The organism is Pseudomonas lundensis, assembly GCF_002269125.1.
In the GTDB taxonomy this organism is placed as follows: domain Bacteria; phylum Pseudomonadota; class Gammaproteobacteria; order Pseudomonadales; family Pseudomonadaceae; genus Aquipseudomonas; species Aquipseudomonas lundensis_A.
In genome coordinates, this window is record NZ_NQKI01000003.1 from 136,140 (window position 1) to 154,942 (window position 18,803).

Below are 18,803 nucleotides of genomic sequence, written 5' to 3' on the forward strand. Positions count from 1 at the left end.
CCTGTAACGGGCTGTGTTTTGCTCAGTGATGCAGGCAAGATAACGGCCTGCCCGTTCAGAAGACAGGATGCTCATCGTGACTGAAGCTTTTATTGTCGTCTCCACCGCTGAAGAGGCTGTCGACCGCCTCGCGGCCTTGCATGAGCGCGCGACCACGGCGTTAAGCCTGGCACTCAAGCGTTATCTCAAAGACCGTATTGAGCCGTCTGCCGAAGAGCGCGCCTTGTTTCGTTACCCGGAACTGCGCTTGACCTACCGTTTCCATGGCGAAGTGCCTGCAACCACGCGCGCGTATGCCAAGGTGCAATTGCCTGGCACCTACAGCGTGACCGTCACCCACCCCGCAGCGTTCCGTAATTACTTGCTGGAGCAGTTGGTGCCGCTGATGCGCGATTTCACCGTTGAAATCGAAGTGGGCGTCAGCCAGCAAGACATCCCTTACCCCTACGTGGTTGAACAGGGCGATGAACTCGCCGGCTCTGGCGTGACCGCCGCCGCGCTGGCCCGTGTGTTCCCGAGCACCGATTTGTCGGCCGCCACGGATGGCATCGCTGACGGCCTGTATGACTGGGAAAACACCGACCCATTGCCGCTGGCGCTGTTCGATGCCGCCCGCGTCGATTTCTCGCTGCGGCGTCTGGTGCATTACACCGGCAGCGACTGGCGCCATGTTCAGCCATGGATTCTGTTGACCAACTACCACCGCTATGTCGACCAGTTCATCCTCCACGGCCTTGAGCAACTGCGCGATAACCCGCGTTTTGTGCGCATGGTTCTGCCGGGCAATGTGCTGATCGAAAAGTCCATGGATTACGGCGAAGCGCAGGCGATCGCGGCCGGTGTGGTGTGGCACCGCTACCAAATGCCGGCGTATCACTTGCAGGCCAGCGATGGTCATGGCGTAACCCTGGTGAACATCGGCGTCGGCCCTTCGAATGCGAAAAACATCACCGACCATTTGGCGGTTCTGCGTCCGCACTGCTGGCTGATGATCGGCCACTGCGGCGGTCTGCGTCAGTCGCAGACCATTGGCGACTATGTGCTGGCCCATGCCTACATGCGCCGCGACGGCATTCTTGATCGCGTGGTGCCGCCGAACATTCCGATCCCGGCCCTGGCAGAAGTGCAAATGGCGCTTCAGGAAGCCGCGGCGCAGGTCACCGGCGAGCATGGCGATGAGCTGAAAAAGCGGTTGCGCACCGGCACTGTGTTGACCTACGACGACCGTAACTGGGAGTTGCGCTGGGCGCAGGAGCGCCCGCTGATCAACCTGTCTCGCGCTGTGGCTGTGGACATGGAAAGCGGCACCATCGCCGCGCAAGGTTACCGTTTGCGCGTTCCGTATGGCACGTTGCTGTGCGTCTCGGACAAGCCGTTGCACAGTGAAATCAAATTGCCCGGTTCGGCCAACGCGTTTTATGAGCGTGCTGTCAGCCAGCATCTGAAGATCGGCATTGCCGCCGTGGACTTGATGCGTAATCAGTTGCACGCATTGCATTCGCGCAAATTGCGCAGCTTCGACGAACCGCCGTTCCGTTGATCGGTGATGGTCATTTAGCGATCAGGCGGCTAGCATTGCCCGCCCTGATCGCTAGATGTCCGGTTTGCCATGTCCCGTCCTGCTCGTCCCGCCCCACGCCGTCCGGCGTCTAAAAGCCCTCAAGCACACACCACCGGTCGTCGGGTGGCCAAGGCGCCACCTGCTGAACCCAAGCTGTACCTGTTCAACAAACCGTTCGATGTACTGACGCAATTCAGCGATGAAGGCGGGCGGGCGACGCTCAAGGACTTCATTCCCATCCCCGGCATTTACCCTGCCGGACGGTTGGACCGGGACAGTGAAGGTTTGCTGCTGCTGACCAATGATGGCCAGTTGCAAGCGCGGATTGCGGACCCGAAACATAAGCTACCCAAGACGTATTGGGTGCAAGTGGAGGGCGAACCGACCCCGGAGCAGTTGCAACAGCTGCGCGAAGGGGTGGTGCTCAACGATGGCAAGACGCTGCCAGCCGAGGCGCGGGCTCTTGAAGAACCGCAGTTATGGCCGCGCAACCCGCCCGTGCGTTTTCGCAAAAGCGTGCCCACCGCCTGGCTGGAACTGGTGATTCGCGAAGGGCGTAACCGTCAGGTCAGGCGCATGACCGCCGCTGTCGGTTTACCAACGTTGCGGCTGGTGCGCGTGCGTATTGGCGACTGGAGCATCGAGGGGCTGGAGCAGGGGCACTACAGGGAAGTACCGGCACGGCTATAGCGCGCCAGACTCAATCAAGCCGATCACCACACTTTTGATGATGAACGCGGCCACGCCCAGGCCCAATACGAAAAACAGGATAAACGAGCCGAAGCGCCCGGCTTTGGACTTCTTCGCCAGATCCCAGACGATAAAGGCCATGAACATGATCAGGATGCTGACCAGAATCGTCATCATCCACTCTTCAAATACGGCAGGATCCATCAGTGTTCTCCAGCGTCATCGGGGGTGAAAAGCCGAGCGAGTATACGCCAATGCCCGCTGCGGATATTGACCTGTAGCGGCTGGCGAGCAGCGGTCAGGCACGGTTTACGTCCGCAAATGCGTGAGCGGCAACTCGGTGCTGTTAAGCACCTGATTGAGCACAAAGCTCGAACGCACGCTGGTCACGCCCTCGATCCGGGTCAGATGCCCCAGTAGCAGCTGTTGATAGTGGTCCATGTCCGGCACCACGATTTTCAATTGATAGTCCGCGTCAACCCCGGTCACAAGGCTGCATTCCAGCACTTGCGGCAGGCTGCGGATGGCGGATTCAAAGTTCTCGAAACGCTCCGGGGTGTGACGGTCCATGCCGATCAGTACGTAAGCGGTCAGGCTCAACCCCAGCTTTTTACGGTCCAGCAACGCGACCTGACGCGAGATGTAGCCATCGTCTTCAAGTTGCTTGACCCGTCTTGAGCACGGCGAAGGCGAGAGGCCGATGCGTTCGGCCAGTTCTTGATTGGAGATGCGTGCATCACGCTGCAATTCCGCCAAAATACTCAAGTCGTATCGGTCGAGTTTGCTCACGAAGTAACCCTTTGTCATAACTATTGCGTGAAAGTATCCACCTTAAGTCAAAAATTGCGCAAGTAATGTTTTATTGAGCAATCTTCGCAATCGTGTGCCGTCTCTACAGGCCTATGCTTTACACCAGAATCACTGCCCGGACATAGAGTCCACTGCGGCCCGCCGAATCAGGCCAGCCGCGGCCGCCAACCCCACAGGGTTGCCCCGGCCCCCGGGCTACGCACTGTCCAGAAGACGGCGCGAGGTGAGCCAACACCACACGTGTTGAGCCAGGACGAAAAAATTCAAAGGGCGGCCGACGGGTCGCCCTTTTTTATGCCCAAAAATAAGTGCCGGACCTGCTAACCTGCCGCCGAACCGGTTCCCGGATTTCCAGTCTTATGCGTACGCCCCAACCAGCAGTGAGGAACATCATGAAATCGCGTTTCTGGCGTTTGGCTGTCGTCAGTGTGCTCAGTGTCGGTGTCAGCGCTCAGTTGTTGGCTGATGAGCGGGGCGAAGGCAACCCTCAGCAAGGTCGTCCCGGTGGCGGTGAGCATCGCCCTCAAGGGCAAGGGGGCCAGACCCCTTTGCGACCGGAACACAATCAGCAGGCTGGCGGCCATGGCCAGCCGCAAGGTGGCCAATGGCAAAGCCGTCCTCAAGGCGAAAACCCGCAAGTGCGCCCGTCACCGCCCGGCAATCACCTGAGCATCCAGCCACGGCCTGATGCCGTGCAGCAGACTCAGCCTCCACGGCAAGGTCACTATCAGGATATTCCGCGCCGTCCCGGCGACTATTCCCAGTGGCAAGGACACTCACGGCCCAACAACGGCCCAAACCCCGGCTTCAACAACGGGCGTCCCATTGACCACCCTTGGCAGGGGAGGCCGGACGGGCATGGCAACGGCTGGGGAGCGGGGCCGCAGTATCGGCCCGGCTATATAGTTGACCGCTTTCCCGACCGTCATTGGCAAGTGCCTTACCGCGGGCAGGACTATTTCTACTCTGGCGGTTATTGGTACCGCCCCCACGGCCCGCGTTACGTCGTGGTGCAGCCGCCCTACGGGATTCGCGTAGGTTATTTGCCCGATTATGCGCGTGAAGTGTGGATTGGCAGCTCGCTGTTATTTCTCGCAGCGGGTGCCTATTACGCCTATCAGCCCGCAACACAGGACTACATCGTGGTGCCACCCCCTGCGCCCGTCCCCGTAGCCGCGCCGCAACCGGTGAGCAACGGCTACGACGTCGTGGCGTATCCCGCCAATGGCCAGACACCGGCGCAAGTGGATCAGGATCGCTACGACTGTTACCGCTGGGCCGTGGACCAGAGCGGCTTTGATCCGGCCCGCGTCACGTACGCGCCTTCACCTGCGGTGGTGCAAACCTACCGGCAGGCCCAGGGCAACTGCCTGAGCAGTCGCGGTTACCAGGTCACCTACTGATCGTTGGGTTTGACCACTTCCTGCGGGTCGGCGTGCACCAGCACTTCGGCCTGTGGATAAACGCTTTCGATTGCCTCGGCGGCGCGGTCACTGAGGCCATGAGCCACTGAGAGCGACAGTTCGCCCGGTAACTCCAGGTGCAATTGCACGTACCAGATGTTGCCCGAGATCCGCGTACGCAGGTCATGGGCGCCGAGGACGCCAGGCACGCTGCACGCCAGTGCCAACATGCGCTCGCTGACTTCTGTCGGTAACTCTTCATCCATCAACACGGAAAAACTCTGACGGGCGATTTGAACCGCGCTCCACAGGATATAAGCCGCAATACCCAGACCAAACCACGCATCCAGTTGCGGCCAACCGAAGCTGGCCATAACCAGCGCGACCAAAATACTGCCATTGAGCAACAGGTCGGAGCGGTAATGCAGTGAGTCGGCGTGCACCGCGTTCGACCCGGTGGCCTTGACCACACGGTGTTGCAACGCCAGCAGCGCCACGGTCATTACCAGCGAGAACACAATCACGCCAATGCCGATCCATGGTGCGCCAATAGGCTCGGGGTTTTTCAGGCGCTCGATGGCCTGGAACGCAATCAGCACGGCGCTCACGGCGATAAACAGCGCCTGAGCCATCCCTGCGAGGGACTCGGCCTTGCCGTGGCCGTAACGGTGATCGTCGTCGGCAGGGCGCAAGGCGTAATGCACGGCCAACAGGTTGAGAAACGATGTCACGCCGTCCAGCAACGAGTCGGTCAACCCGGCCAGCATGCTGATCGAGCCGCTTAGCCACCAGGCGATGGCCTTGGTGACGATCAAAATACCTGCCACTGCCACCGATGCGCGGGTGGCGAGGCGTAACAGGCGTGCGTGTTCCGTGCTGCTGGTCATGAACGTTCCTTGTGTCAGGCGGCGGGGGCAAGGCCGTAAAGGGCCAATTGCTGCACGCTGCCTGTGTGCTGGATCAGGCGCGGATCGTTGAGTGGAAAGCTGCCGCCCAGTTCACGTTCCAGGAGGGTTTGCAGCTTGCTGTTATCCACCTTGCCGTCCGCGCCGATGGCTTCTTGCAGTTTTTCCGGGGCGATCTGCGCGGTCTTGCCTGGCGGGAAGTAAATCGCGCCGGTGGCAAAGTCGACGCCAAAGGCAATCAGGCCCGGGATCACATAAAACAGCAAGCCCACGGCATCCAGCACGGCAATCATCGGATCGATCTTGCCGTCGATCTGACCCCGGCGGTCAGGGAAGAAAATACTGCCGCAGGCAGTCAGTTGAGTGAACAGGGCTGCAATCACAACGCCACCAATCACACGCGAAGACATACGCATAGCAAAACCTCATAAACGTTGAAGGGCCAAACCCAACACTAAGACGGTGCTTAATGCCGAACTGTTCGCCGTTATACTCGCCGCACTGTTCTGGAGCCACCATGATTTCTCTGCCGATTGATGAAGTTTTACCCGCGCTGCGCCTTGCCTTGGCTGAACGTCACGAAGCGGTGCTCGAAGCACCGCCCGGCGCCGGTAAAACCACTCGCGTGCCTCTGGCCTTACTCAACGAGCCGTGGCTTGCGGGGCAGAAGATTGTGATGCTCGAACCCCGACGGCTCGCCGCCCGCGCCGCGGCCGAACGGTTGGCCAGCGAACTGGGCGAAAAAGTCGGCGAGACCGTGGGCTACCGCATTCGCCTCGACAGTAAAGTCGGCCCCGATACGCGCATTGAAGTGGTCACCGAAGGCATCCTCACCCGGCGTTTGCAACAGGATCCGGCGCTCGAAGGTGTCGGTCTGCTGATCTTCGACGAATTCCATGAGCGTAGTCTGGATGCCGATCTGGCGTTGGCCCTGAGCCTGAACGGCCGTGAGTTGTTTCGTGACGAGCTGCCGCTGAAGATCTTGCTGATGTCGGCGACGCTTGAGGGCGATCGGCTCGCCAGCGTGCTCAATGACGCGCCTGTGTTGCGCAGTGAGGGGCGCATGTACCCGGTTGCCATGCGCTGGGGCCGGCCGTTTGTGCCCGGTGAGTTCATCGAGCCACGAGTGGTCCAGACCGTGCTGGAAGCCATCAACGATGAGACAGGCAGCCTGCTGGTGTTCTTGCCTGGTCAGGCAGAGATCCGCAGGGTTTATCAACAGTTGGCACAAGCGCTGGAATCGCGCAGCGACATCCTGCTGTGCCCGCTGCACGGTGATCTTGAGCTGGGCGCGCAACGGGCGGCTATCGAGCCTGCGCCTGCGGGCCAGCGCAAAGTAGTGCTGGCCACCAATATTGCGGAAACCAGCCTCACCATCGACGGCGTGCGCGTGGTGATTGATGCCGGGCTGGCGCGTGTCCCGCGGTTTGACCCGGGCAGTGGCATGACCCGCCTCGACACGCAGCGTATTTCCCGGGCCAGCGCCACGCAACGGGCTGGCCGCGCCGGACGACTTGAGCCGGGCGTGTGTTATCGATTGTGGTCTGAAGACCAGCATGCGCAGTTGGCGGCCTATGGCAGTGCCGAGGTCTTGCAGGCCGATCTCGCGGGGTTGGCGCTGCAATTGGCGCGCTGGGGCGTGACCCCGCACGAGCTGATTTGGCTCGATGCGCCGCCATCGTCCAGTTATGCACAGGCGCAACAGCTGCTGGAACGCCTGGGTGCCTTGCAGCGGTCGTCGAATCAAGGCTGCACCCTGACGGCACATGGCGAGGCAATGGCCGAGTTGCCGGCGCACCCGCGTATCGCGCACTTGTTATTGCGCGGGCAGGCATGGGGGCTGGCGGACATGGCCTGTAACGTCGCAGCGCTGCTGGGTGAGCGAGATATTCTCCGCGGTGCCGGTGCCGATCTGCACAGCCGTTTGGCTTTGTTGGCCGCAGAGGCACGCGCGACGCGGGGCGGGCAGGGCGGCGTACAGCGTGCCAGACAACTGGCGCGCCAGTACCGAGCGCAGTTACGCGGCAAACCGACGCGCCCGGTGGCTGATCCCGAGCACCCGCGCTGGCTCGGTGCCTTGCTGGCCTTGGCCTATCCCGACCGCATTGCCCAGCAGCGCAAGCCCGGCGGTGCCGAATACCGTCTGGCCAATGGCCGGGCCGCGCTGTTCAGCGAGGTCGATGCACTGATGAAGCAGCCATGGCTGGTCATTGCCGACCTGGGCAGCCGTCAGGGACAGCGCGAAGAACGCATTTACCTGGCGGCAGAATTTGATCCCGCGTTACTCGACGGTGTGCTGAGTGAACAGGTCAGTGTGGTCGATCAATTGGACTGGGACGAGCGCGAAGGCGTACTGCGCGCAGAGCGTCAACGTAAAGTGGGTGAGCTGGTGCTGAGCCGCGAACCGTTGACGGGCCTTGATGAAACGGCGCGTTCCCGGGCATTGGTCAATCTGGTACGGCGCAAGGGCCTGGAACTGTTGCCGTGGACGCCTGAACTGCGTCAATGGCAAGCCCGGGTAGGGCTGTTGCGTCAGTTGGACCTTGAGGCCCACGGCCAGAGTGACTGGCCGGATGTCAGTGATGCGGCGCTCTTGACCAGCCTGGAAGACTGGCTGGCGCCGTACGTGGGGCGTGTCTCGCGGCTCAGCCACTTCGCCAGCCTCGATTTGTCGAGCATTGTGCACAATTTGCTGCCGTGGCCATTGCCGCAACGGCTTGAAGAACAGGCGCCGCATCACATCAAAGTGCCATCTGGTTCATCGGTGCGACTGGACTACAGCGAACACCCACCGATTTTGGCGGTGCGTCTGCAAGAACTGTTCGGGTTGGCGGATACCCCGCGCATTGCGGGTGGGCGGCAGGTGGTCAAGTTGCACCTGTTGTCGCCGGCGCGACGTCCGGTGCAGGTGACCCAGGACTTGGCCAACTTTTGGCGCAGCACCTATGCCGAGGTCAAGAAAGACCTTAAAGGACGTTATCCCAAGCATTACTGGCCCGACGATCCACTCGTTGCCGAAGCCACGGCGCGCATCAAACCCAGGAAAACGTAGCCGCCCACGGGGGGCCTCGATTCAATCCAGCGGCAGCAAAAAGCGGCCTGTAACTGGCAAGTGGTCGGAGAGGGTGAGCGTGTCTTCCTGCCGCACGTAGCCCTCGATGCGTTTGAGTTTCGGGCTGTAAAACAGGTAGTCGAGGGTACGGTCGGGCTCCTCGACACGCGGATTGTTCGGGAAGTGCGTGAGCCACAGTTCGCGGTCGATGCCGGTCGCTTCAGGGTTGCTGGGAATCATTGGGTACTTTTCCCACAGCAAATGCAGCTCGCTGTCAGGCGAGTAACCTGTGCGCAATTCGGCTGGCAGGCGCAGGAATTGGCCGATAGGCAGCAAGTTGAAGTCCCCGCCGATCAGCCAAGGGGTGCCATACCCCTCAAACTTGTCCACCACCGCAGCGGTCGCTTGCATTTGTCGAAGCAGGTTACTGTTGTTCTGCGTCGGGCGGTCGAGTTGGGTATTGATGGCCACCAATTGCCCGCCATCGTTCAGGGGCAGGTAGCTGACGAGCAGGGCGGGTTTGGGTTGAAACTGGCGGCTGACGAAATTGGCCTCGGCCACCGGTAATTGCACGCGTTCGGCGTGTTCGATCTGGAAGCGGCTCAGCGTCACCAGGGTGCGCCCGACACTGCCGAAAATATGCCGGTCGGGGACGAAGTCGGCTTTCCAGGTGAACGCTTGCGCGCTGCAGGGGTAAAGGTCGATCAGGCGTTCCTGCAACAGTTTTAACTGATCCTGATAGGCACTGGCCTTGGCGTTTTGGTCGACCTCTTGCAGCAAGACCAGATCGGGCTTTTCATCGCGGATGATGCGCGCCACCTGATCCAGGCTGAAAGCCATGTCTTCGCGGTTGGGCCGGGTATCCGGCCCGCTGCCGTCGCTCAGGTTGTACCAAAATACATAACGCTTGCCCGCCAGGTATTGCACGTTCCAGGTCATGACCTTGAGCGCCTGACCGGGCACCAGCACCGGCGCATTGGCGGGGCAACTGACAGTCAGTACCTCTTTGGCCTCCGGACGCCACGTCAGGCTGTAGATCAGGCATGCCAACAGCGCTGCTGTCAGCAAGAAACCCACTACGGTATTACGCAAAAGACGTGACATGGACTCGGCTTATAAAGGTTGCAGAGAAGGCAGAGCATACGCGCCCCATGCGCGGCATCCCACCGTCTAAGTTGTAGGTGAACCTTCTATTACTTGTCGGAAGTTTCTCGAATCAGCATAAATAAACGGAAGAGGACCACCGATAAAAACAACTGCAAGAAGCTGTTGATGCTTTCGAGCACCAATGACAACACCGGATTTTCGGCCCGCGGGTACACCGAAAACCCTGTTTCCTTGAGCAGCATCAAGGGTCCGAGTACCGCCAGAATGCACACGAAGATGCGCCAGAAGTGGCCCCGGCTCAGTTCAAAACTCGACTTCAAGGCGGCCAGCGGCGGTTCGTCGCGCAGGACCAGTTGGTATTCGGCAAAGGCAAACACTACGGTCAGGTAGATCCCGGGCACAAAGAACATCGACAGCCCCAGCACGATGAGCAGGGTGCTGATGGCCGCCAGCAACGCGAACTTTGGCCACAGCTGCAACGCTCTGGCCAGCAGGTCACGGTTGCGCGGGCTTTCGCCACGGCTACGCGCGTCGAGAAACAGGATCAGGGCCGCGGTGTAGATGGGGTACACCAGCAAGCCGACGACCAACCCGTAGCCGGGTGACGCATCCGGCCCTGTGGCATGGTCGACGAGTTGTTGCAGCACGGCTTCAAGAATCACCAGCGGCAAGCACAGCGTCGCAATCTGGCCCAGGTTGCGCTGGAAGAAGTACAGGGAGTCGCGAATAACAGTCAGCGGATTCATGGTTCGGTATCAGCATTCAAAAGCGGTGCGCCACTTTAACCGATCAAGCCCGGCATCAAGCAAATGCAAGTGTTTAAGTTGCTGTAAGACGCAGGCGGTATCGGGCGCGGCGGGCGGTTTATCCACGCAAACCTTACGCGGGCTGGCATACTGCCCCCCTTGTTTTCAGTCGTGCGCCCATTTGCCTGGACGCCTTGAGGTGTCCCCGGTGAAAAAAATTGCAGTCTTTGCAGATGTGCAGAACCTCTATTACACGGTTCGCCAGGCGTATGGCTGCCATTTCAATTACGCCGCCCTGTGGGCCGATATCAGCCAACGCGGTGAGATTGTTGAAGCCTATGCGTACGCCATCGACCGTGGTGACAGCAAACAGCAGCAGTTTCAGCAAATTTTGCGCAACCTCGGTTTCACGGTGAAGCTCAAGCCTTATATCCAGCGCAGTGATGGCTCGGCCAAAGGCGACTGGGACGTGGGCATCACCATCGACATCATGGACGCCGCGGCCAATGTGGATGAAGTGGTACTGGCCTCGGGCGATGGCGATTTCGACCTGCTGCTCGAGCGCATTGCCAGCAAGCACGGGGTCGAAACCGTGGCTTACGGCGTGCCGGGCCTGACCGCCAACTCCTTGATCCGCGCGGCCACGCGCTACGTGCCGATTGAAGGCAATTTGCTGCTCAAGTAACGCTCATTTTTTACAGGATTGACCCCGTTTGGAACGTATCGCCGTCATCGACTTTGAAACCACTGGCATTTCCCCGAGCAGCACGTGCCGGGCCACTGAAATCGCTGTGGTGATTCTGGAACAGGGCCGCATTGTCGACCGTTACCAGAGCCTGATGAATGCAGGCGTGCGCGTGCCGGGTTTCATCGAGCAGTTGACGGGTATCAGCAACGTCATGTTGCGCACCGCGCCATCGGCCGAACAGGTGATGAACGAGGTCAACGAATTCGTCGGCATTACCCCGTTGCTGGCGCATAACGCCGCGTTCGACCAAAAATTCTGGGACTTCGAGATGGGCCGCATCAAGCGTACCCGCTTGCAGAACTTTGCCTGCTCGCTGCTGTTGGCGCGGCGTTTGATGCCCGCCGCGCCCAATCACAAGCTTGGTACGCTGACCACGTTTGCCGACCTGCCTCACACCGGCAAGGCGCACCGGGCGATGGCCGACGCCGAAATGGCCGCCAACCTGACCGCACATCTGGCCCGGCAACTGCGCGAACACCACGGTCTGCGTGAGCTGAATCACGATTTGCTGTGCAGCCTGCAAAAAGTGCCGGCCGCCAAGATCAATGACCACCTCAAGCGTTACCGCGGTTTCTGATTGTCAGCCTGCGGCTGCAAAACGGTAAAAGTGTACGGCCACTTTTCATGCATTCTGTTACTTCTGCTCCACCCGCCACTTGTCTAGACTCCCAGGTCCCCTGCCTTTGCCTTTGAGCTGAACCATGCCTGCCGCACGTCGTTTCCCGTTGCAATTGATCGGTGCTTTTTTCGCGTTGTATGTGATCTGGGGTTCGACCTATCTGGTGATCCGTATTGGCATTGAGTCCTGGCCGCCATTGATGATGGCCGGGGTGCGTTTCCTCGTGGCGGGCAGCTTGATGTATGCGTTCATGCGCTGGCGCGGATCCCCACGCCCAACGTGGGTACAGTGGCGTTCGGCAGCAATGATCGGCTTTTTGCTGTTGGCTTGCGGCAATGGTGGCGTGACGCTGGCTGAGCATTCGGGCGTGGCCTCAGGGGTGGCAGCGTTAGCCGTGGCCACTGTGCCGCTGTTCACCTTGCTGTTCGGCTATTTTTGGGGGGCACGCAATACCCGGCTGGAATGGGCCGGGATCGTGCTCGGGTTGATCGGTATTGCCATGCTCAACCTCGGCTCCAACCTGCAAGCCAGTCCGCTGGGGGCGGCGATGATTTTATTCGCAGCGGCGGCATGGGCGTTTGGTTCGGTCTGGAGCCGCCATTTGCCTCTTCCTGCGGGGCCAATGGCCAGCGCTGCAGAAATGCTCACTGCCGGCGCTGTGTTGCTCATTGGCAGCCTGGTGAGTGGGGAACGTCTGACCCATATGCCGACGGCTGCCGGGTGGGGCGCCTTACTGTACCTGGTGTTTTTCGGCTCGATCATCGCCTTCAGTGCTTACATGTATTTGCTCAAAAACGTACGTCCGGCAGCGGCCACCAGCTACGCCTATGTCAACCCGGCTGTGGCGGTGATGCTCGGCATCGCCTTTGCGGGCGAGACCATCGGTTTCGAAGAGTGCCTGGCGATGGCGGTCATCATCAGCGCTGTGGTGTTGATCGGGTTGCCGCAGTGGCGCAAGCAGAAACCCGTCTGAATTAGGGTAAACTGCGCGCCATTGCAACGTATTCACCCACGCGCTGACCTTTTTCGACGGTATCCCCATGACATTCGCCTCCCTTGGCCTGATCGAACCCTTGCTGCGCGCCCTTGAGACGCTCGGCTACCAGACCCCGACCCCGGTTCAGGCACAAGCCATTCCCGCCGTGCTGGCGGGGCGCGACCTGATGGCCGCCGCCCAGACCGGCACCGGTAAAACCGGTGGCTTTGCCCTGCCGCTCTTGCAGTCGTTGACCATGGAAGGCCCGAAAGTCGCCAGTAACGCCGTGCGTGCGCTGGTGCTGGTGCCGACCCGTGAGTTGGCCGAACAGGTTCACGAAAGCATTCGCCAGTACGCCGAACACCTGCCCCTGAGCACCTACGCGGTGTATGGCGGCGTCAGCATCAACCCGCAAATGATGAAAATGCGCAAAGGTGTTGATGTGTTGGTGGCCACGCCGGGTCGGTTGCTTGATCTGTATCGCCAGAAAGCGATCAAGTTCAACCAGCTGCAAACCCTGATTCTGGACGAAGCCGATCGCATGCTCGATCTGGGCTTCAGCGAAGAACTGCGTGACATCTACCGCGCCTTGCCAAAAAAGCGTCAGACCCTGTTGTTCTCGGCCACGTTCTCGGATGCGATCCGGGCGCTGGGCGAGCAAATGCTCGATAACCCGCTGAGCATTGAAGTCAGCCCGCGTAACGTTGCGGCCAGCAGCGTCAAGCAATGGGTGATCCCGGTCGACAAGAAACGCAAAGCCGAGCTGTTCCTGCATTTGCTGCGCACCCAGCGCTGGAAGCAGGTGCTGGTGTTTGCCAAAACCCGCAATGGCGTGGATGACCTGGTGGGCAAACTGCAAGCGCTGGGCATCAACGCTGACGGCATCCATGGCGATAAACCGCAGGCAACGCGTCAACGGGCGCTGGATCGCTTCAAGGCCAGTGAAGTGCAGATTCTTGTGGCCACCGACGTGGCGGCCCGTGGTCTGGACATCGAAGACCTGCCGCTGGTGGTCAACTTCGACCTGCCGATCGTGGCCGAAGACTACATCCATCGCATTGGCCGTACCGGCCGCGCCGGTCAGAAGGGCGAGGCGATTTCGCTGGTGTGTGCCGATGAAGTGAACATGCTCTCGGCCATTGAGATGCTGACTCGCCAGACCTTGGCGCGTCATGAAGAGCAGGACTTCGAGCCTGAGCACCGCGTGCCCGAAACGGATGCCTCGGGTCAGGTGATCAAAAAGCCGAAGAAGCCTAAAAAGCCGAAAACCTCAGGCGGTGGCGGTAAGCGTAACCTGGGCAAATGGGTCGATAGCGGTGAAGTGGCCCCGGCCGAACCGACGGTCAAGCCTGTGCGTAAAGTACCCGTGTTCAATACGGGCCCGCGCAAACGCAAGTAAGGTTTTAACCGCTACCTCGGGCTGCCGGGTAGCGGTTTAATTCAGGCCTGATGGTGCAACCAGCTTAATACCCCCAACCCGGCGGCGCGGCCACTGGCGAAACAGCCGGTGAGCAAATAGCCGCCAGTGGGCGCTTCCCAGTCCAGCATCTCGCCTGCGCAGAACACCCCCGGCAACTGTTTGAGCATCAAATGCTCGTCCAGCGCCTCAAAGGGTACGCCGCCTGCGCTGCTGATGGCCTCGTCCAGCGGACGTGGCGTGATCAGTTGCAATGGCAGCGCTTTGATCGCACGCGCCAGTTGGGCAGGGTTCGTGAAACATTCGGCGGGGGCCAATTCGCGCAGCAGCGCTGCTTTTACTCCGTCCAGCCCGAGCTGGCTGTGCAGATGCTTGCTCATCGAGCGTGAGCCGCGCGGTTTGGCCAGCGCCTTTTCCACGTTATCCACAGCCTTGCCCGGTAACAGGTCGATCAGAACCGTGGCTGCCCCTTGCTGGTTGATCGCTTCTCGAATCGGTGCCGACCACGCGTAAATCAGGCTGCCTTCTATACCACTGGCCGTGATCACGCATTCACCCAAACGCGGGCTGTGATGCTCCAGTGCGAGGGCGATATTTTTCAGCGGCGCACCGGCGAATTTGTTGCGCAATACCTCGCTCCAACCTGCCACCTCAAACCCGCAGTTGCTGGGTTGCAGCGGCGCCAGCGCGACACCGCGCTCAGCCAGCAGCGGCATCCACGCCCCATCGGACCCGAGCCGCGCCCAACTGCCGCCTCCCAGTGCCAAAACCGTTGCGTCGGGGGTGATGTGTTTTTCACCTTCCGGGCTGTCGACGCGCAATGCGCCATCGGGCAGCCAGCCTAACCAGCGATGGCGGGTGTGGATAACGACACCGGACTCGCGCAAACGCTTGAGCCAGGCGCGTAAAAGCGGCGCGGCTTTCATGTCGGTGGGGAACACCCGGCCCGAGCTGCCAACGAAGGTCTCGATCCCTAGCCCGTGAATCCACCGGCACAGCGCATCGGCATCAAAGGCACGCAACAGTGGCGCAATCTGTGGCGCCCGTTCGGCATAGCGTGAAAGAAAGGCAGGGTACGCTTCGGAATGGGTGATGTTCATGCCCCCGACCCCGGCCAGTAAAAACTTGCGCCCAACCGACGGCATGGCGTCGTACACATCAACGCGCACACCCGCCTGACTCAGCACTTCTGCGGCCATAAGGCCCGCCGGGCCACCGCCAATAATGGCAACATGAGGGGGAAGGGAAGTGATGGCGTCAGTCATGGCAAGCTGCAAATCGGCGAAATAAGCGGCGCATTCTACCTGACTGCGCAAACCCGTAGTCGCTGCCCAGGCATGAGGCCGCGATCGGCCGTCACGTTGCGTTAAATACCCACCGCGACGTCACGGCTCACGCGCCCGGTGCAGAGCGGCCCGGCAGCGGTTTTAGCCTGTGGCGACTGGATCTGTATGAAAAACATACAGCGCCTTGCAGGCCCCGTTCTGTATGGGCTGCAAGGGCTTTCACTCAGGTTATCCACAAGCAGCTCCACAGGCATTGTGGGTAATTAATCGCAGCCCATTGAGCGCCAGACGCTGTGCGCGCTGTGATGCAAAATCCCATGGCGGCGCGCGAGCGCTTTACGGTCTTTGCTGTAGCCACCGCCGATTACCCCGACCACCGGTATGTCACGGCCCAGACAATGGCGCAGGACGGCTTCGTCACGCGCCGCGAGGCCTGCGTCAGTCAGTTTCAAATACCCCAACGCGTCATCCTGGTGGACATCGACCCCGGCGTCGTACAACACCAAGTCCGGCTGGTACAGCGGCAATAAGTAATTCAGCGCTTCATCCACTACTTGTAAATAGGCCGCATCGCCCATACCCATGGGCAGGCCAATGTCCCAGTCGCTTTGCGCCTTGCGCGCCGGAAAGTTCTTTTCGCAGTGCAGCGAAACAGTAACCGCCTCTGGCGTAGATTCCAGAATGCGGGCCGTGCCATCACCTTGGTGCACGTCGCAGTCAAAAATCAGCACGCGACTTACGCGCCCGCTTTCCAGCAAATAACGGCTGATGACTGCCAGATCATTGAAGATGCAAAAGCCCGCAGGGTGATCGTAGTGCGCGTGATGGGTGCCACCGGCCAAGTGGCAGGCCAAGCCGTGGCTCAATGCCTGTTCCGCGGCGAGCAAGGAGCCGCCGACTGCGCGAATCGTGCGCCGCGCCAGGGCTTCGCTCCAGGGCAGGCCCAGACGACGCTGATCTTCACGCGCCAGCTCGCCCGCCATGTAGCGCTCGATGTACGCCGGATCATGGGCGAGGGCGAGGATATCCACAGGGCATAGCTCGGGGCGAAGCAGGTCGGTGTCCCGGGTCAGCCCGGTTTCCACCAGGTGGTCGCGCAGCAGGCGGAATTTATCCATTGGGAAACGATGCTCGGGCGGGAACGCCGGGCTGTAGTCATCGTGATAAATCAGCGGTAAAGGCATGGGGATTTCACGTCGGAACGAGCGCCGGATCTTAACAGCGCGGTACACTGCCCGACAGATGAAAAGCCCGGTCATCAATCGGAGGGGTTTGATGGAGCAAATTCAGGAGCTCGAAAGTGCCCGTCTGCGCTTGCGTCCCTGGCGCGACACGGATCTGGCAGAGTTCGCTGCCATGTGCGCCGATCCCCAGGTCATGCGGTATTTTCCGGGGCTGCTTACTCGCCTCGAAAGTGCTGCCATGATTGGCCGTATTCGCGGTCACTTTGCTGAATATGGTTACGGGCTGTGGGCACTGGAGCGTAAAGACACGGGTGCGTTTATCGGCTTTACCGGTTTATGGAACGTCGGGTTCGATGCACCGTTCACGCCGGCTGTCGAGATTGGCTGGCGCCTGGCGCCCGAACATTGGGGGTTGGGCTACGCCAGTGAAGCCGCCTGGGCAGTGTTGCGCTGCGCGTTTGACCGACTGGCGCTGGATCAAGTGGTGTCTTTTACCACCGAGGCCAATTTGCCTTCGCAAAAAGTGATGCAGGCCATCGGTATGCAGCGTGACCTGGCGGGAGATTTTGAACACCCGAAGCTCCCGGAGGGGCATGCATTGAGGCCCCACGTGCTGTATCGGATCAGTCGGGCGCAATGGTTGGAAACACTGCACGGATAAGCAGGCAAATGACTTTCAAGTTGTAGGTTAGGCGGCGAGTGCCGAATTTTGTTTGACCGTCGCAGCGAAGATTGCGCCGGTATTGCTCTGTGTGAGGAAAAACTGAATGAGCCAAGTGTTGGATGATCTGGTCAATTTGCTGACCCTGGAACCGATCGAAGAGAACCTCTTTCGCGGCCGCAGTCAGGACTTGGGCTTTCGCCAGTTGTTCGGCGGTCAGGTGCTCGGCCAATCGTTGTCCGCCATGAGCCAGACGGTTGAAGACGCCCGGCACGTGCATTCGATGCATGGTTACTTCCTGCGGCCCGGCGATGCCGGACTGGCCGTGGTGTATCAGGTCGACCGGGTGCGCGATGGCGGCAGCTTCAGCACGCGCAGGGTGACGGCGATCCAGAAGGGCCAGCCGATTTTTACCTGCAGCGCGTCGTTTCAGTACGATGAAGGCGGATTCGAGCATCAGATTCCGATGCCCCAGGTGGTCGGCCCTGAGAATCTGCCCTCCGAGCTGGAGCTGATCCGTCAGCGCGCGCACCTGATTCCTGAGGCCATGCGCGAAAAACTGCTGTGTGCCAAACCCATCGAATTCCGTCCGGTGGTGGGGGAAGACCCGTTCAACCCCAAGGTCTGCGACCCGATCAAGTACGTCTGGTTTCGGGCCGACGGCGCGCTGGCCGATACCCCCGCGCTGCATAAGTACCTGCTGGCTTACGCCTCGGACTTCGGCTTGCTGACCACCTCGCTGCTGCCTCATGGCAAAGGCGTGTGGCAAAAAGACATGCAAGTGGCCAGCCTCGACCACGCCCTGTGGTTCCACGCAGACCTGCGTGCTGACGACTGGTTGCTGTATGCCATGGACAGCCCTTGGGCAGGCAACTCCCGGGGCTTCTCCCGCGGCAGCGTGTATAACCGCGCCGGGCAGTTGGTGGCATCGGTCACTCAGGAAGGTTTAATTCGCCATCGCAAGGACTGGGCATGACGCTAAAAGATGTAAAGCATTGGGTGTTTGACATGGACGGCACGCTAACCGTGGCGGTGCATGACTTCCAACTGATTCATCGCGAACTGTGTATCCCGGACGATGAAGACATCCTTACTCACCTCGCCGGTTTGCCGCCCGCCGAATCGGCCGAAAAGCACGCCTGGCTGCTGGAGCACGAGCGTGAGCTGGCGCTGGCCTCGAAAGCGGCCCCTGGCGCGGTCGAGTTGGTTCTCGATCTCGTCGAGCGCGGCGTGCGTTTAGGCGTGTTGACCCGCAACGCACAGGAACTGGCGCGCATCACCCTCAAGGCTATCGGTCTTGAGCAATGTTTCGCGGCTCAAGACGTGTTGGGGCGTGACAACGCAGCGCACAAACCCGACCCCGATGGCCTGCTGAAACTGGCCAAAGCGTGGAACGTTGAGCCTGCGCAGATGGTGATGGTAGGGGATTTCCGTTTTGACCTTGAGTGCGGGCGTGCTGCTGGCAGCAAGACTGTGCTGGTCAACGTCCCTGAAAACCCGTGGCCCGGTCTGGCCGACTGGCACGCCAGGGATTGTTTTGAACTGCGGCGTTTGTTGGCCTGACCTCGGCCAGTCTCACGTGTCACATGCGCAGCCCGATAGCCGCTACTTGTCAGCGGCTTTGCGGGTTGCGATATT

At 60.4% G+C, this 18,803-nt stretch carries 19 protein-coding genes; 11 read left to right on the top strand and 8 right to left on the bottom strand.

The window, feature by feature from the left end; translation table 11 throughout:
* The first annotated feature begins 67 nt into the window (after positions 1-67).
* On the top strand, positions 68-1,540 hold the full coding sequence (amn, locus tag CJF39_RS03655; protein WP_169963995.1) for an AMP nucleosidase: 1,473 nt from the start codon (positions 68-70) through the stop codon (positions 1,538-1,540).
* Positions 1,541-1,684: 144 nt separating this feature from the next.
* Positions 1,685-2,251, top strand: a complete 567-nt coding sequence (locus CJF39_RS03660) for a pseudouridine synthase (protein ID WP_169964094.1) — start codon at positions 1,685-1,687, stop codon at positions 2,249-2,251.
* Here the strand turns inward: CJF39_RS03660 and CJF39_RS03665 are convergent.
* Positions 2,246-2,455 carry a DUF2788 domain-containing protein gene (locus CJF39_RS03665; RefSeq protein ID WP_047273525.1) on the bottom strand — a complete coding sequence of 70 codons (210 nt, stop codon included), beginning with the start codon at positions 2,453-2,455 and terminating at the stop codon, positions 2,246-2,248. The genes CJF39_RS03660 and CJF39_RS03665 overlap by 6 nt on opposite strands.
* Before the next feature lie 105 nt (positions 2,456-2,560).
* Positions 2,561-3,058, bottom strand: a complete 498-nt coding sequence (locus tag CJF39_RS03670) for an Lrp/AsnC family transcriptional regulator (RefSeq protein WP_169963997.1) — start codon at positions 3,056-3,058, stop codon at positions 2,561-2,563.
* A 395-nt stretch (positions 3,059-3,453) separates the two neighbouring features.
* Between CJF39_RS03670 and CJF39_RS03675 the strand changes: the two genes are divergently transcribed.
* Complete coding sequence (locus tag CJF39_RS03675; RefSeq protein ID WP_094992191.1) at positions 3,454-4,464, top strand: DUF6515 family protein; 1,011 nt, start codon at positions 3,454-3,456, stop codon at positions 4,462-4,464.
* On the opposite strand, the gene CJF39_RS03680 is transcribed toward CJF39_RS03675, so the two are convergent.
* Positions 4,458-5,351, bottom strand: a complete 894-nt coding sequence (locus CJF39_RS03680) for a cation diffusion facilitator family transporter (RefSeq protein WP_094992192.1) — start codon at positions 5,349-5,351, stop codon at positions 4,458-4,460. The genes CJF39_RS03675 and CJF39_RS03680 overlap by 7 nt on opposite strands.
* Positions 5,352-5,365: 14 nt before the next feature.
* Positions 5,366-5,785 (bottom strand): polyribonucleotide nucleotidyltransferase, encoded by a 420-nt coding sequence (locus tag CJF39_RS03685; RefSeq protein WP_094992193.1) that lies wholly within the window; start codon positions 5,783-5,785, stop codon positions 5,366-5,368.
* 101 nt (positions 5,786-5,886) lie between these two features.
* Between CJF39_RS03685 and hrpB the strand changes: the two genes are divergently transcribed.
* Positions 5,887-8,421: an ATP-dependent helicase HrpB gene (gene hrpB / locus CJF39_RS03690; RefSeq protein WP_094992194.1), complete on the top strand. Its 2,535-nt coding sequence runs from the start codon at positions 5,887-5,889 to the stop codon at positions 8,419-8,421.
* A 21-nt stretch (positions 8,422-8,442) separates the two neighbouring features.
* Here the strand turns inward: hrpB and CJF39_RS03695 are convergent, their stop codons facing one another.
* The gene (locus tag CJF39_RS03695; protein WP_094992195.1) at positions 8,443-9,525 is read right to left on the bottom strand and encodes an endonuclease/exonuclease/phosphatase family protein; all 1,083 of its coding nucleotides are present in this window, start codon (positions 9,523-9,525) and stop codon (positions 8,443-8,445) included.
* A gap of 89 nt (positions 9,526-9,614) precedes the next feature.
* Positions 9,615-10,274: a YciC family protein gene (locus CJF39_RS03700; RefSeq protein WP_094992196.1), complete on the bottom strand. Its 660-nt coding sequence runs from the start codon at positions 10,272-10,274 to the stop codon at positions 9,615-9,617.
* 208 nt (positions 10,275-10,482) lie between these two features.
* Here CJF39_RS03700 and CJF39_RS03705 point away from each other — a divergent pair, with 208 nt between their 5' ends.
* The 4 genes from CJF39_RS03705 to CJF39_RS03720 all read left to right on the top strand — a co-directional run bounded on the left by CJF39_RS03705 (position 10,483) and on the right by CJF39_RS03720 (position 14,016).
* A complete protein-coding gene (locus CJF39_RS03705) occupies positions 10,483-10,959 on the top strand; it encodes an NYN domain-containing protein (RefSeq protein ID WP_047279101.1) in 477 nt (158 codons plus the stop codon).
* A 28-nt stretch (positions 10,960-10,987) separates the two neighbouring features.
* Positions 10,988-11,599, top strand: coding sequence for a 3'-5' exonuclease (locus CJF39_RS03710; RefSeq protein WP_094992197.1), 612 nt, complete (start codon positions 10,988-10,990; stop codon positions 11,597-11,599).
* Between the two features lie 124 nt (positions 11,600-11,723).
* Entirely contained in the window at positions 11,724-12,614 is an 891-nt protein-coding gene (gene yedA / locus CJF39_RS03715; protein ID WP_094992198.1) for a drug/metabolite exporter YedA, read from the top strand.
* A 67-nt stretch (positions 12,615-12,681) separates the two neighbouring features.
* Positions 12,682-14,016 carry a DEAD/DEAH box helicase gene (locus CJF39_RS03720; RefSeq protein ID WP_094992199.1) on the top strand — a complete coding sequence of 445 codons (1,335 nt, stop codon included), beginning with the start codon at positions 12,682-12,684 and terminating at the stop codon, positions 14,014-14,016.
* A gap of 41 nt (positions 14,017-14,057) precedes the next feature.
* On the opposite strand, the gene CJF39_RS03725 is transcribed toward CJF39_RS03720, so the two are convergent.
* Entirely contained in the window at positions 14,058-15,299 is a 1,242-nt protein-coding gene (locus CJF39_RS03725) for a TIGR03862 family flavoprotein (protein ID WP_094992200.1), read from the bottom strand.
* A gap of 284 nt (positions 15,300-15,583) precedes the next feature.
* Positions 15,584-16,504 carry a histone deacetylase family protein gene (locus tag CJF39_RS03730; protein WP_094992201.1) on the bottom strand — a complete coding sequence of 307 codons (921 nt, stop codon included), beginning with the start codon at positions 16,502-16,504 and terminating at the stop codon, positions 15,584-15,586.
* Between the two features lie 91 nt (positions 16,505-16,595).
* Between CJF39_RS03730 and CJF39_RS03735 the strand changes: the two genes are divergently transcribed.
* The 3 genes from CJF39_RS03735 (at position 16,596) to CJF39_RS03745 (ending at position 18,728) form a co-directional block, all read left to right on the top strand.
* Positions 16,596-17,165: a GNAT family N-acetyltransferase gene (locus CJF39_RS03735; RefSeq protein ID WP_094992202.1), complete on the top strand. Its 570-nt coding sequence runs from the start codon at positions 16,596-16,598 to the stop codon at positions 17,163-17,165.
* Positions 17,166-17,271: 106 nt separating this feature from the next.
* Positions 17,272-18,141 (top strand): acyl-CoA thioesterase, encoded by an 870-nt coding sequence (locus CJF39_RS03740; protein ID WP_094992203.1) that lies wholly within the window; start codon positions 17,272-17,274, stop codon positions 18,139-18,141.
* A complete protein-coding gene (locus CJF39_RS03745; protein WP_094992204.1) occupies positions 18,138-18,728 on the top strand; it encodes an HAD family hydrolase in 591 nt (196 codons plus the stop codon). Before CJF39_RS03740 ends, CJF39_RS03745 begins: the two co-directional genes overlap by 4 nt.
* The last annotated feature ends 75 nt before the right edge of the window (positions 18,729-18,803 follow it).